This is a genomic window from Pantoea sp. X-Soil-ISGK-259, from assembly GCF_059730705.1.
In genome coordinates, this window is sequence record NZ_AP035986.1 from 3908839 (window position 1) to 3922917 (window position 14079).

The window sequence follows — 14079 nt, forward strand, 5'->3', positions numbered from 1 at the left end:
TTTCAGGTCAGGCAAAAACAAAATCGAACGCGCCATAACGCGTCAGGAGCATGTGTTGGAGCAGAATCAACAACCGCCCGCCGCCACGATGAAGGATGTCGCGGAACACGCGGGCGTCTCAACCGCCACCGTATCGCGTGCGCTGATGAATCCAGAGAAGGTTTCTGCGGCTACCCGCCATAAAGTCGAGAAGGCGGTTGCCGCCGTCGGCTATGCGGCCCATGGCCCCACACGCAACGCGCGTCGTAATGAGACGCGTACCATTCTGGTCATTGTCCCTGACATCTGCGATCCCTTCTTTAGTGAAATCATTCGCGGCGTCGAAGTCACAGCCGCCGAAGAGGGCTATCTGGTGCTGATCGGCGATTGCGCCCATCAGAATCAGCAGGAGAGAACCTTTCTTAACCTGATGGTCACACGACAGATCGATGGCATGGTGCTGCTTGGCTCACAACTGCCTTTTGATGCCAGCATTGATGAGCAACGCAACTTGCCACCCATGGTGATGGCGAATGAGTTTGCACCGGAAATGTCGCTGCCCACGGTTCACATTGATAACCTGACTGCCGCGTTTGAAGCGGTAAATCATCTGCTGCAGTTAGGTCATACGCAGATCGCCTGTATCGCCGGGCCGGAAGAGATGCCACTCTGTCAGTATCGTTTACAGGGTTATGTCCAGGCGATGCGTCGCAGCGGGCTGACGGTCGATCCCACCTATATTGTGCGCGGTGACTTCACCTTTGAAGCAGGCGTTGCCGCCATGAATCAGCTGATGACTCTGCCGCAACCGCCGCGCGCGTTGTTCTGTCACAGCGACATTATGGCGCTGGGCGCGATGAATCAGGCCAGACGCTGCGGGCTGCGGATACCGGAAGATCTCTCTGTGGTGGGATTTGATGACATTGAGTTATCACGTTACTGCGAGCCACCGCTGACGACGGTCACACAACCACGCTATCAGATAGGCCGGGAAGCGATGCTTCTGCTGCTGGATGAGTTAAATGGCAAACGGGTGATCAGCGGCTCGCGGCTGCTGGATGCCGGTTTAACGATTCGGGGCAGTACGGCACGCGCAAAAAAGCGTGAAAAATAAGCGTATTCGTCTGGTTTTTTCAGTAGATTCTTAAGGCGAACACAGCTGGTCAAAGTTCCGGCCCTTAAGTAACATGGCGGACTCCTTGCCGGGCGCGTAAAAATCATCATTTCGCCCAACTGGCACTATTTTTGAAGGGTATAAGAACGAGAGTGGCACAAAAAGATTATGTAGGCCGCGGGCGTTCAACAGGGACGCGTCGCAAAAAAAGCCCCAGCCGTGGCAAGAAGAGCAAAGGCGGTTCGGGAACTTCTAAATTGATGATTGTACTGGCGGTCGCTGTGTTGGTGACCTTTGCCGGTGGTTTATGGTTCCTGGCGCATCATAAGAAAGAAGACGTGCCGGTCATTACGGATCATAAAGCCAACGGCAATGGCTTACCGCCGAAGCCTGAAGAACGCTGGAAATACATTAAAGAGCTGGAAAACCGTCAGGTTACTGTGCCGACACCGATCGAACCCTCTTCGGGTGGCGAAGTGAAGTCACAGACCCAATTGACCGATGAACAGCGCCAGTTGCTGGAGCAGATGCAGGCTGATATGCGTCAGCAGCCAACACAGCTCAATGAAGTGCCGTGGAATGAACAGACGCCGGCGCAACGTCAGCAGACGCTGCAGCATCAGCAGCAATTGCAACAGCTGCAACGTCAACAGCAGCAGGTTCAGCAACAGCAGCAGGTTCAGCAGCAGCAACAGGTTCAGCAACAACGTCAGCAGTTGCAGGCTCAGCAACAACAGCAACGCCAGCTGCAGTTGCAGCAACAGCAACAGCGTCAACAACAGCAGCAGTTGCAACGTCAGCAGCAGCAGCAGCAGCAGCAGCAGCAGCAGCAGCAAAACGTACAGCGCCAGTCGCAACCTGCGCCAGTAACGCGGGAACCAGACGTGCAGACAAAGCCACAGGAGACCGCGAAGGCGAAACCGGCGGAGAAAGCCTCTTCGCAGCGCTGGATGGTGCAGTGTGGTTCGTTCAAAGGCACTGACCAGGCTGAGTCGGTACGTGCGGGCTTAGCCTTTGAAGGCTTTGAAAGCCGCATTACCACCGGTGGCGGCTGGAATCGTGTGGTGATTGGTCCGTATAAAGATCGCGCATCCGCTGACAGCACCCTGAAACGTCTTCGCAGTTCCGGACACTCCAGCTGTATTCCGCTCTCCGTTGGGGGTTGAAACCCGTCAAACCCGCCCCATATCTGTTGCATGATACTCCGCGCCCCGTGCGCGGAGTCCTTTTCCGACAGCAACAAGGGGTCTGCCCGTGACAACAATAGTAAGTGTACGACGCAACGGCCAGGTAGTGATTGGCGGTGATGGCCAGGCTACGCTCGGCAATACCGTGATGAAAGGCAACGTTAAAAAAGTGCGTCGTTTATACAACGATAAGGTGATTGCCGGATTTGCTGGCGGCACCGCAGACGCCTTCACCCTGTTTGAACTTTTCGAACGTAAACTGGAAATGCATCAGGGCCACCTGGTGAAAGCAGCGGTGGAGCTGGCCAAAGACTGGCGTACCGACCGTATGCTGCGCCGCCTTGAAGCTTTACTGGCCGTCGCGGATGAGTCAGCCTCACTGATCATCAGCGGTAACGGTGATGTCATCCAGCCTGAAAACGATCTGATCGCCATCGGCTCCGGTGGGCCTTTCGCCCAGGCAGCGGCACGTGCGCTGCTGGAGAATACCGAAATGGGCGCACGCGACATCGTCGAGAAGTCGCTGAATATCGCGGGTGATATCTGCATCTACACTAACCACAACGTTAATTTCGAAGAATTAACGTCTAAGGCGTAAGGGTATAAATATGTCTGAGATGACTCCACGCGAAATCGTTAGCGAACTGAACCGCTTTATCATCGGCCAGGACAGCGCCAAGCGCGCCGTGGCTATTGCACTGCGCAACCGCTGGCGCCGCATGCAGCTCGACGAAGAGCTGCGCCATGAAGTGACCCCAAAAAATATCCTGATGATCGGTCCGACCGGTGTCGGTAAAACCGAGATCGCACGTCGTCTGGCAAAGCTGGCGAATGCACCGTTCATCAAAGTCGAGGCGACCAAGTTTACCGAAGTCGGTTATGTCGGTAAGGAAGTGGACTCTATCATTCGTGATCTGACTGATTCCGCCATCAAGATGGTGCGCAGTCAGGCGATTGAAAAGAATAAATACCGTGCCGAAGAGATGGCAGAAGAGCGCATTCTTGATGTGCTGATTCCACCCGCGAAAAACAACTGGGGTCAGGCTGAGCAGAGTGCTGAACCCTCTGCAGCGCGTCAGTCATTCCGCAAGAAGCTGCGCGAAGGCCAGCTGGATGATAAAGAGATTGAAATCGATCTGGCGGCCAGCAGCCCAGGCGTCGAAATCATGGCGCCTCCGGGCATGGAAGAGATGACCAGCCAGCTGCAGTCGATGTTCCAGAACCTCGGCGGCCAGAAGCAGAAAGCCCGCAAGCTGAAGATCAAAGAAGCGATGAAGCTCCTGATCGAAGAAGAAGCGGCAAAACTGGTTAACCCGGAAGAGCTTAAGCAGGATGCGATTGAAGCGGTCGAGCAGCACGGTATCGTGTTCATCGATGAGATCGATAAAATCTGTAAGCGCGGCGGCCAGAATGCGGGCGGACCCGATGTCTCTCGCGAAGGCGTTCAGCGCGACCTGCTGCCGCTGGTTGAAGGCTGCACCGTCTCCACCAAGCACGGCATGGTCAAAACCGACCATATCCTGTTTATCGCCTCAGGCGCGTTTCAGGTTGCCAGCCCTTCCGATCTGATTCCGGAACTTCAGGGTCGTCTGCCGATTCGTGTTGAGCTACAGGCGCTGACAGTCAATGATTTCCAGCGCATCCTGACCGAACCGAATGCCTCGATTACCGTGCAGTACAAAGCACTGATGAATACCGAAGGCGTGAACATTGAGTTCACCGAAGAGGGTATTCGCCGGATCGCTGAAGCCGCATGGCAGGTTAACGAAACCACCGAGAACATCGGTGCGCGCCGCCTGCATACCGTGCTGGAGCGTCTGATGGAAGATATCTCGTATGACGCCAGCGATCGTCACGGTGAATCCTTTACCATTGATGCTGACTATGTGGCTAAACACCTGGATGAACTGGTGGCTGACGAAGACCTTAGCCGCTTCATTCTCTGATTCACTGATTCAGCGCTTTTCCGAAGCCCAGCCCACCCGGCTGGGCTTTTTTATGCATGTTCTTGATCGAACGATGCTTTTTTCATACTGATGATTTTGCCAACAATCTGCATATAGCGATATACTTACCCTTCCTGTGGCAAACAGACGAAACCCTTATGAAATACGATACATCTGAACTCTGCGATATCTACCATGAAGAAGTGAATGTTGTTGAACCGCTTTTTTCAAACTTTGGTGGGCGCACTTCATTCGGTGGTCAGATTACCACAGTGAAATGCTTTGAAGACAACGGCTTACTCTACGATCTGCTGGAAGAGAATGGCCGTGGTCGCGTACTGGTGATTGATGGCGGCGGCTCAGTGCGCCGTGCGCTGGTCGATGCCCAACTGGCACGCCTGGCGGCAACTAACGAATGGGAAGGCCTGGTGGTTTACGGTTCGGTACGTCAGGTTGATGAGCTGGAAGAGCTGGAGATTGGCATTCAGGCCATTGCCGCGATTCCGGCCGGCGCTGCGGGTGAAGGGATTGGCGAAAGCGATGTGCGCGTCAACTTCGGCGGCGTCACCTTCTTCTCTGGTGACCATCTCTATGCCGACAACACCGGTATCATTCTGTCAGAGGATGCGCTGGACCTCGAATAGGCCAGACATGAAAACGGGTGCCAGAGCACCCGTTTTTCACATCAGCTGAGGCTTCAAACCTCTTCCATTTTTCCCAGCAATGCACGCAGACGTTCCTGCCACACGTGTTGCTCTTCTTTCAGATGCTGATTTTCGCGCATCAGCGCATCGTGGTTACCCGCGACTTGTTGCGCATCGTTACGCAGTGAGTTGTTCTGCTCTTTCAGCTCTTCGATTTCCATCTGCAACAGCGTGATGGTATCAATCGCCTGCTGTACTTTCGCTTCAAGTTTCTCAAATACTTCAAATGACATCTTTCTGACCTCTCCTAAATTCCTGCAAGGCGTTGATGATGCCAGCTTAAGCCAGCAACGTTGTCCCGATTGTATGTAGCCTCACCCCTCAAGTCCAGCAACGCGGCCGCTGCGAGCGCAGTCTGTAACACTTTTCAGCCAATCCCTGAATTTACGCTGCGCTTACTGCGTCTGCTTTCCAGCACGTGTCCACCCTCTCTGTCATCAGGCGCGAATATGGGCTAAGGAAAGCCGGAATACGCGAAAACGCGCATTTTTATGACGCAGTACACAAAAAACGATTTCGCTATTTCTCGTTTATGTTCGTTAACGATAAATTCACATCTGCCCTACATTAAAGCTGGGTGCCTCATGGACTGAGAACAAAAACTGATAAAATTTAACCTCGCTTCAGGAACCACTATTATGAGTCAGACAACTAACACGCTCAAAGGTCAGTGTATTGCCGAATTTCTGGGGACAGGCTTGATTATTTTCTTTGGCGCAGGCTGTGTAGCTGCGCTGAAACTTGCCGGTGCCGCCTTCGGTCAGTGGGAAATCTGCATCATCTGGGGCTTAGCCGTCTCAATGGCTGTCTATCTTACCGCTGGGGTATCTGGCGCGCATCTGAACCCTGCCGTTACCGTTGCACTCTGCCTGTTCGCCAACTTTGAAGGCCGTAAAGTGGTGCCGTATATTCTGGCGCAAATCGCCGGGGCATTCTGCGCGGCCGCGCTGGTTTATGGTCTCTACTACAGCCTGTTTTTCGATTACGAACAGAGTCATCAGATGGTACGCGGTACGGTTCAGAGTCTGGACCTGGCGGGTATCTTCTCAACCTATCCTAATCCGCACATCAGCGTAGGCCAGGCGTTCCTGGTTGAAATGGTTATTACCGCAGTGCTTATGGCGGTGATTATGGCGCTGACCGACGATGGCAACGGTGTCCCACGTGGACCGATGGCGCCGCTGTTGATCGGTCTGCTGGTCGCAGTCATTGGTGGCTCAATGGGTCCGCTGACCGGCTTTGCGCTTAACCCGGCACGTGATTTCGGACCTAAGCTGTTCGCCTTCTTCGCTGGCTGGGGTAACGTTGCCTTCACGGGTGGTAAAGATATCCCTTACTTCCTGGTACCAATTTTTGGCCCGCTGGTGGGTGCCTGCCTGGGTGCAGTAGGTTACCGCACACTGATTGGCCGCTACCTGCCAGGTGCCGCACAGGAACCGAGTGTTCCAGCAGACAAACCGGTTGCACGCGCTCAGCAGCGTAAAGCGTAAGTTTCACTTTTTATCATCAGGAATGAATTTATGACTACCACAGATAAAAAATACATTGTCGCACTCGATCAGGGTACAACCAGTTCACGCGCCGTCATTCTCGACCACGACTCCAACATCGTCGCGGTATCGCAGCGCGAATTCACCCAGATCTACCCGAAAGCGGGCTGGGTTGAACATGACCCGATGGATATCTGGGCTTCACAAAGCTCTACGCTGGTTGAAGTGCTGGCACATGCCGATATCCGCTCTGATGAGATTGCGGCAATCGGTATCACCAACCAGCGCGAAACCGCTATCGTCTGGGAAAAAGAGACCGGTAAGCCGATCTACAACGCCATCGTCTGGCAGGATCCCCGCACCGCTGACTATTGTCACAAACTGAAGAAAGAGGGTCTGGAAGAGTACATCCAGCACACCACGGGTCTGGTGATTAACCCTTACTTCTCCGGTACGAAAGTGAAGTGGATTCTGGATCACGTTGAAGGTGCGCGTGAGCGTGCAAAACGTGGCGAGCTGCTGTTCGGTACCGTCGATACCTGGCTGGTCTGGAAAATGACTCAGGGACGCGTGCACATCACCGACTACACCAACGCCTCCCGTACTATGATGTTCAACATTCACAAGCTGGAGTGGGATCAGCGCATGCTGGATATCCTGGATATCCCGCGTGAAATGCTGCCAGAAGTGAAGTCCTCTTCTGAAGTTTACGGTCAGACCAACATTGGTGGTAAAGGCGGTACACGTATTCCTATCGCCGGTATCGCCGGTGACCAGCAGGCCGCGCTGTATGGCCAGTTGTGTGTACAGCCTGGCATGGCGAAAAATACCTACGGCACCGGCTGCTTCATGCTGATGAACACCGGTACTGAAGCGGTGACCTCAACCCACGGCCTGCTGACCACCATCGCCTGTGGCCCGCGCGGTGAAGTGAACTATGCGCTGGAAGGTGCCGTGTTTATCGGTGGTGCCTCTATTCAGTGGCTGCGTGATGAGATGAAGCTGATCAGTGAAGCGGCTGACTCTGAATACTTCGCGATGAAAGTGAAAGATACCAACGGCGTTTACATGGTGCCTGCTTTCACCGGCCTGGGCGCACCTTACTGGGACCCGTATGCCCGTGGCGCGATCTTCGGTCTGACCCGTGGCGCAAACTCTAACCACATCATCCGCGCGACGCTGGAGTCGATCGCTTATCAGACACGTGACGTTCTGGAAGCGATGCAGAATGATGCCAATACCCGCCTGCAGGCGCTGCGTGTAGACGGCGGTGCGGTGTCCAACAACTTCCTGATGCAGTTCCAGGCTGACATCCTCGGCACCCGTGTTGAGCGTCCGGAAGTGCGTGAAGTGACCGCGCTGGGTTCTGCGTATCTGGCGGGTCTGGCTGTTGGCTTCTGGCAGGATCTGGATGAAGTGCGCTCTAAAGCCGTTATTGAGCGTGAGTTCCGTCCAAGCCTGGAAACCACCGAGCGTAACTTCCGTTATGCTGGCTGGAAAAAAGCGGTTGCCCGCGCACAGGCGTGGGAAGAACAGGAGTAATATCAACGCCCGCGACATTGCCGTCGCGGGCCTTTTCCCCGCCCCACTCCCCCGCTGTGTTACACTGCCTGCCGGTTTTTTGTCAGGTAGATGCCATGAAACGAGAACTTGCCATTGAATTTTCCCGCGTAACCGAAGCTGCCGCCCTGGCAGGCTATCACTGGTTAGGACGCGGTGACAAAAATGCGGCTGACGGTGCGGCTGTCCATGCCATGCGTCATGTCCTGAACTCCATTGAAATTGACGGTCAGATTGTGATCGGTGAGGGTGAAATCGACGAAGCCCCGATGCTCTATATCGGTGAAAAAGTCGGTACCGGTCACGGCGATGCCGTTGATATTGCCGTCGATCCGATTGAGGGTACCCGCATGACGGCACTGGGCCAGGCGAATGCGCTGGCTGTGATGGCCGTGGGCGATAAAGGCAGCTTTCTGCACGCTCCAGACATGTATATGGAAAAACTGATTGTGGGTCCTGCAGCACAGGGCGCGATCGACCTCGACCTGCCGCTTGAAACTAACCTGCGTAATATCGCAATAGCGATGAACAAGCCGTTGTCACAGCTGACCGTATCCATCCTGGCTAAGCCACGTCATGATGTGGTGATTAGCGAGTTACAGCAGCTGGGCGTGCGGGTATTTACCTTCCCGGATGGTGACGTTGCCGCCTCAATTCTGACCTGCATGCCAGACAGCGAAGTCGATGTGATGTATGGCATCGGCGGCGCACCGGAAGGCGTCGTTTCAGCAGCGGTGATCCGTGCGCTGGACGGTGATATGCAGGGTCGGCTGCTGGCGCGTCATCACGTCAAAGGCGATAGTGCTGAAAACCGTCGCCTCGGCGAGCAGGAGCTGCAGCGCTGTGCGGAGATGGGGATTGAAGCGGGTAAGAAGCTGACGCTAGGTGAGATGGCGCGCAATGACAACGTAGTGTTTGCCGCCACCGGCATTACCAGTGGCGAACTACTGAAAGGCATTACGCGTCAGGGTAATGTCGCCACCAGCGAAACCCTGCTGATTCGCGGTAAATCTCGCACTATTCGCCGCATCCAGTCGATTCATTATCTTGACCGTAAGGATCCGGCGCTCCATCCGTTTATCCTGTAACCGGCTGGTTGCCGCGCTCCGGCTGACGTGAGAGTGGCAACCAGCAGAGCAGCATCACCAGTGCCGTAAAGAACATCAGCATGCCAAGGCTGAACTGATCGCGCTGCGGCATCATGGCTGAAAGCCACGCGACAAGACCCGATCCCAGGTTCTGCATTCCGCCAATCAGTGCACCCGCGCTGCCAGCCAGCCAGGCATACGGCTCCATTGCCCCTGAAGTCGCCAGCGGGAACAGCATGCCAGCCCCAAAGAAGAACAGCGCGGCCGGAACCAGCAGCGTCCAGATATTCATTACGCCAAACCATGCCGGGATCCACATCAGGATGCCCGCCAGCAGACAGCTATTCACGCCCCACCACATCAGACTGTGCCATGAACCCTGCTCGCGTCCCGCGAACCAGGCACCGAAGAACGCCGCCGGAATGGGCAGAATGAACAGGATACTGACGGTCAGGCTGTGCAGGCCGAGCACGCCGCCCAGCAGCACGCCACAGCTCGACTCAAATACCGCAATACCCGCCAGCGCACCAATCAGCAGGACAATGTAGCGAACGAAATTTGCGTCGCTGAGCAGCCGGGCATAGCGTTTGAAGAACGGGGTCACTTCAGCACTCTGTGGCCGGGTTTCCGGCAGCCAGCGCGCCATAGACAAAGTAACCGCCAGACAGAGCAGCAGCAGAAAGGCGAAACAGGCGTGCCAGCCAAAGAGCTGGGTCAATAGTGCACCAATCACCGGTGCCAGCAACGGGCTGACCAGAATGCCCATATTAAGCAGGCTGTTGGCACGGCGCAGTGCGTGCCCCTCATAGAGATCACGCGGCATGGTGCGGGCCATTACGCCAGCTACGCCGGTTCCCAGTCCCTGAATCGCGCTGCCGAGCACCAGCATATCGAGTGAGGTCGCCATCAATGCCGTGATTGCGCCGATCATAAAGATCATCATGCCTGCAAGGATCACCGGACGCCGACCGACACTGTCTGACAGCGGGCCGTAGATCAGCTGGGATCCGCCATAGGTCATCAGATAGGCCGCCATCACACGCTGCAGCGCGCCATCCCGCACATTCAGCGCGTCCGCCATCACCGACATCGCCGGGACGTAGATGGTCTGCGCCATCTGCCCGACAGCTACCAGCACAATGAGCATCACCAGCAGCGGGCGATTTTCCAGTTTACTAATCATGATTATGCAAAATTTCTTTCTGTGAAAGGAGGTTAAAACAGCGGTTCACCCGCCAGTCATCTTGTTATGGCGGGCAAAATATCAGGATTAGATGACAAAGCGAGAGGCAGGCCGAAAGGTCCCGGCTTGCGCCTGTCAAGTTTATGCACCAGCCTGTAAAGACAAAGCAACAGTTTGTCGATTAGAGCCTTTGCCCGGCCACAAGCTGGCAATCTCATCGGGCAGCCGCGAAAATAGAAACCTGCCGGAATAATCAACAACCAGGGAGTGATTATGGCTGAGTGGGTCAATGCTGAAGTAAAGGAAGTGAAAAACTGGACGGATGCGCTGTTCAGTCTGCGGGTAACAGCGCCCATCGATCCCTTTATCGCGGGGCAATTTGCCAAACTGGCTCTGGAAATTGACGGCGAGCGGGTGCAGCGCGCTTACTCTTTCGTCAATGCGCCAAAGGATGACCTGCTGGAGTTTTACCTGGTTACCGTGCCCGATGGCAAGCTGAGTCCGCATCTGCAGGCCCTTCAGCCTGGCGATCAGGTGATGGTCACGAAAGAAGCCGCAGGATTCTTTGTGCTTGATGAAGTTCCGGCGTGCAGAACATTATGGATGCTGGCAACCGGCACCGCTATTGGCCCTTACCTTTCTATGCTTCAGCAGGGCGAAGGACTGGATCGCTTTGAAAACATCGTGCTGGTCCATGCCGCACGCTATGCGGACGACCTGAGCTTTCTGCCACTGATGCAGCAGCTGCAACAGCGTTATCAGGGCAAGCTGCACATCCAGACGGTGGTGAGCCGCGAAACGATCCCCGGTTCGCTGACGGGCCGGGTTCCGGCGCTGATCGAAAATGGCGAGCTGGAGCGTGCCACCGGATTAACGCTGGATGCCGACAGCAGCCATGTGATGCTGTGCGGCAACCCGCAGATGGTGCGCGACACCCAGCAATTACTGAAAGAGACGCGCGAAATGCGTAAACACCTGAAGCGCAAGCCGGGCCATATCACCAGCGAACATTACTGGTGAGCCAGTTGCCGGTATCGCACCGGCTGCGTCGCGGTACCAAACCGGTTAGCGCCGGGGGTGCCGCGAAAAACGCCGAGTTCGAGCAGCAGGCCAGCGAATAACACAAAGGGAATGGCGCGACCCAGCAGCCAGGGCAGAATGCCGCCCAGCATGCTCCAGTTTCCCGCCACCAGCAGCCAGGCCACTATCACCAGAAATCCCCAGTAGCCGGGACGATTACGATCGTGCAGACGTTTTACAATGACCGCGCTGGCGGGCCACAGCAGGCAGACCACGCCGAAAGCCGCCATCTGGGTATCAACCCAGTCGTTTGCTGCCAGGGTAAATAACAGTGTCGTTGTCAGCAACCAGACTGCCTGCCAGATCCAGAAATCACGTCGTCCCAGCCTGCCACGCCAGGAAAAACACCATTGTTGTAACGTCATGCATTATCATCCAGAGAGAAAAGAACCGCCGCGCTTTTGACCTCGCGGATAAAAACCGTTTTAATTTGCGCCTGAGTTTACGGGTTAGGATCGACAAAATGAAGAATTTGCCTGGCGCACTGCTGTTATCGTTTGCGCTGACGGTTCCGGTCTTTGCCGCCGATCCGCCACCGCAGGAACGGCCCGATGCATTACCCACCGCGCCCTACCTGCTGGCGGGTGCTCCCACCTTTGATATGACTATCGGCCAGTTTCGCGAAAAGTATAATCTGGCTAATGCGACGCTGATGCTGCCGGAATATCGCGCCATTGATAATCGGGGCGACAAAAGTAACCTGACGCGTGCTGCCAGCAAAATTAACGAGACGCTCTATGCGTCTACCGCGCTGGAGCCCGGTACCGGCAAAATCAAGACGCTGCAGATCACCTGGCTGCCACTGCCTGGCCCGGATCAGAACGCCTCTGAGCAAAAAGCCATGGCCTACATGACCGCTATGCTGCGCTTCTTTGTACCGGGATTAGGTGCAGACGAGGGACGCAAAAAGCTGGAGAGCTTACTGAAGGAGGGCAAGGATTTGCCTTACTTTGCGCAGGTCGATGGCGCGCTTCGCTTTGTGGTCGCTGATAACGGCGACAAGGGGCTAACCTTCGCTGTCGAGCCGGTAAAACTTGCGCTCGCTCCCCCCTGAAGATGTCGCTGAAAATGACGAAAAGCAAAGCCATCGCTACATTTGATCTCTATACTGTTTCGCAGACAACGCTGCCAGCTGGCAGCGATTTTTCATGTATCGCGTTATGCGGAGGATAGAATGCGACATCCACTGGTTATGGGTAACTGGAAGTTGAATGGCAGCAAGCAACTCACTGCTGAACTGATCGCGGGTCTGCGCAAGGAACTCTCTGGCGTTGACGGTTGTGGCGTGGCCATTGCACCGCCAGCGCTCTATCTCGAGCAGGCAAAACATGCCATCTCCGGTAGCCACATCGCACTGGGTGCGCAGAACGTGGACGTTAACCTGTCTGGCGCGTTTACCGGTGAAGTTTCCGCAGAGATGCTGAAAGATATCGGCGCGAAATATATCATCATCGGTCACTCAGAACGCCGCACTTATCACAAAGAGAGCGACGAGTTCATCGCGAAGAAATATGCGGTGCTGAAGTCAGTGGGCCTGGTTCCTGTGCTGTGCATTGGTGAAACCGAAGCGGAAAACGAAGCGGGTAAAACTGAAGAAGTCTGCGCTCGTCAGCTGGATGCCGTTCTGGAAACGCAGGGCGCCGAAGCGTTTAAAGATGCGGTTATCGCGTATGAGCCCGTCTGGGCCATCGGTACCGGCAAATCTGCGACCCCTGCTCAGGCACAGGCCGTGCACAAATTCATTCGTGATCATATTGCGAAGAAAGATGCGGCTATCGCAGAACAGGTCATCATTCAGTATGGCGGCTCAGTGAACGACAAGAATGCTGCTGAGCTGTTCACCCAGCCTGATATCGATGGCGCGCTGGTTGGCGGTGCGTCACTGAAAGCAGATGCTTTCGCGGTAATCGTTAAAGCAGCGGCGGCGGCAAAAAGCGCCTAAGCATTAGCATTCCGGTCAAGGGCGGCGCTTAAGCCGCCTTTTTTATGGGCGCAATCAGCTCACAGGCGTGATCCTGCACTTCCTCCGCCGAACCCCTGTTCAGCAGCAGCCAGTTCCGCTCTATCGCCATCAGCACCAGTCGCCCATCGCTTAATTCCGCCAGTGCCAGACCATATTTCCCCATCTCTGTGCGCGCCTCTGGCCGCTCATCGGCCAGCCGGATAAAGGCACTCTGCTGAGTCAGTTCATCTGGCGTCAGAGCTCGCAGCCAGTAGCGGTGCTTACGCAGCGTAATGTCCTGCCACTGACCGCTAAGCTGCGGCGTCAGCCGATCCAGCTGCTGACGCACATCGGGTCGCAGACAGGAGAGATGAATATGGAGTTGATTCTGCGTACGGCCATACTGTGAATTGATCGCCAGTGAAAGAACCCGATCATCAATGGGAGAGCCGCGTCGCTCTGCAAGCAGAGAGCGTTCATGCCAGGCAAGGGCAAAGTAGTTGGGCGTAGCGGGTTGCAGTAACCGTGGGCTTTCGATGCCGGTGATTTTGTCGAGCGGGATCAGCAGATACTGCAATGGACCATGCATATCTTTCAGCATGGCATAGCGATGCTGCTGATCGACACGCTGACAGGGCGCCGGGTCTCCGCTGCTCTGCTGATGAGGCACACATTTCTCGCTGACAATCTGCCACAGCGCATCACTGTTCTTTTTGAAATGCATTGCGGCAACCAGTATCCCCGCAATGACCAGCACCAGCAGAACCGCAACCAGACTGGTTGCACGACGATGTGTCGGCATAACA

15 protein-coding genes are annotated in these 14079 nt (G+C 55.3%); 11 read left to right on the top strand and 4 right to left on the bottom strand.

Going from position 1 to position 14079, the window contains the following annotated elements:
- The first annotated feature begins 55 nt into the window (after positions 1-55).
- From cytR to rraA, 5 genes are all read left to right on the top strand, one after another.
- Positions 56-1093 (top strand): DNA-binding transcriptional regulator CytR, encoded by a 1038-nt coding sequence (gene cytR / locus AC6I77_RS18600; RefSeq protein ID WP_008926938.1) that lies wholly within the window; start codon positions 56-58, stop codon positions 1091-1093.
- 152 nt (positions 1094-1245) lie between these two features.
- Entirely contained in the window at positions 1246-2259 is a 1014-nt protein-coding gene (gene ftsN / locus AC6I77_RS18605) for a cell division protein FtsN (protein ID WP_110410916.1), read from the top strand.
- An 88-nt stretch (positions 2260-2347) separates the two neighbouring features.
- Complete coding sequence (hslV, locus tag AC6I77_RS18610) at positions 2348-2878, top strand: ATP-dependent protease subunit HslV (protein WP_003851234.1); 531 nt, start codon at positions 2348-2350, stop codon at positions 2876-2878.
- 10 nt (positions 2879-2888) lie between these two features.
- A complete protein-coding gene (gene hslU, locus AC6I77_RS18615) occupies positions 2889-4226 on the top strand; it encodes an ATP-dependent protease ATPase subunit HslU (RefSeq protein WP_003851236.1) in 1338 nt (445 codons plus the stop codon).
- Positions 4227-4384: 158 nt separating this feature from the next.
- Positions 4385-4870: a ribonuclease E activity regulator RraA gene (gene rraA, locus AC6I77_RS18620; RefSeq protein ID WP_003851240.1), complete on the top strand. Its 486-nt coding sequence runs from the start codon at positions 4385-4387 to the stop codon at positions 4868-4870.
- 53 nt (positions 4871-4923) lie between these two features.
- Here rraA and zapB read toward each other — a convergent pair whose 3' ends face one another.
- A complete protein-coding gene (gene zapB / locus AC6I77_RS18625; protein WP_003851242.1) occupies positions 4924-5163 on the bottom strand; it encodes a cell division protein ZapB in 240 nt (79 codons plus the stop codon).
- A gap of 405 nt (positions 5164-5568) precedes the next feature.
- On the opposite strand from zapB, the gene AC6I77_RS18630 reads away from it, so the two are divergent.
- The 3 genes from AC6I77_RS18630 (at position 5569) to glpX (ending at position 9068) form a co-directional block, all read left to right on the top strand.
- Positions 5569-6420, top strand: coding sequence for an MIP/aquaporin family protein (locus tag AC6I77_RS18630; protein WP_003851244.1), 852 nt, complete (start codon positions 5569-5571; stop codon positions 6418-6420).
- Positions 6421-6450: 30 nt separating this feature from the next.
- Positions 6451-7962 carry a glycerol kinase GlpK gene (gene glpK, locus AC6I77_RS18635; protein WP_003851245.1) on the top strand — a complete coding sequence of 504 codons (1512 nt, stop codon included), beginning with the start codon at positions 6451-6453 and terminating at the stop codon, positions 7960-7962.
- 95 nt (positions 7963-8057) lie between these two features.
- Positions 8058-9068 carry a class II fructose-bisphosphatase gene (glpX, locus tag AC6I77_RS18640; RefSeq protein ID WP_003851247.1) on the top strand — a complete coding sequence of 337 codons (1011 nt, stop codon included), beginning with the start codon at positions 8058-8060 and terminating at the stop codon, positions 9066-9068.
- On the opposite strand, the gene emrD is transcribed toward glpX, so the two are convergent.
- Positions 9058-10251, bottom strand: coding sequence for a multidrug efflux MFS transporter EmrD (gene emrD, locus AC6I77_RS18645; protein WP_003851249.1), 1194 nt, complete (start codon positions 10249-10251; stop codon positions 9058-9060). The genes glpX and emrD overlap by 11 nt on opposite strands.
- A 273-nt stretch (positions 10252-10524) precedes the next feature.
- Here emrD and fpr point away from each other — a divergent pair, with 273 nt between their 5' ends.
- A complete protein-coding gene (gene fpr / locus AC6I77_RS18650; RefSeq protein ID WP_003851251.1) occupies positions 10525-11271 on the top strand; it encodes a ferredoxin--NADP(+) reductase in 747 nt (248 codons plus the stop codon).
- Here the strand turns inward: fpr and AC6I77_RS18655 are convergent.
- On the bottom strand, positions 11262-11696 hold the full coding sequence (locus AC6I77_RS18655) for a DUF805 domain-containing protein (RefSeq protein WP_003851252.1): 435 nt from the start codon (positions 11694-11696) through the stop codon (positions 11262-11264). The two genes, fpr and AC6I77_RS18655, sit on opposite strands and share 10 nt — an antisense overlap.
- Before the next feature lie 98 nt (positions 11697-11794).
- Here AC6I77_RS18655 and AC6I77_RS18660 point away from each other — a divergent pair, with 98 nt between their 5' ends.
- Together AC6I77_RS18660 and tpiA are read left to right on the top strand one after the other, a co-directional pair.
- Entirely contained in the window at positions 11795-12385 is a 591-nt protein-coding gene (locus tag AC6I77_RS18660; protein ID WP_003851254.1) for a DUF1454 family protein, read from the top strand.
- Positions 12386-12505: 120 nt separating this feature from the next.
- The gene (gene tpiA / locus AC6I77_RS18665; RefSeq protein ID WP_003851259.1) at positions 12506-13273 is read left to right on the top strand and encodes a triose-phosphate isomerase; all 768 of its coding nucleotides are present in this window, start codon (positions 12506-12508) and stop codon (positions 13271-13273) included.
- 28 nt (positions 13274-13301) lie between these two features.
- Here the strand turns inward: tpiA and AC6I77_RS18670 are convergent, their stop codons facing one another.
- The gene (locus AC6I77_RS18670; RefSeq protein ID WP_140916496.1) at positions 13302-14075 is read right to left on the bottom strand and encodes a CDP-diacylglycerol diphosphatase; all 774 of its coding nucleotides are present in this window, start codon (positions 14073-14075) and stop codon (positions 13302-13304) included.
- Positions 14076-14079: the final 4 nt, after the last annotated feature.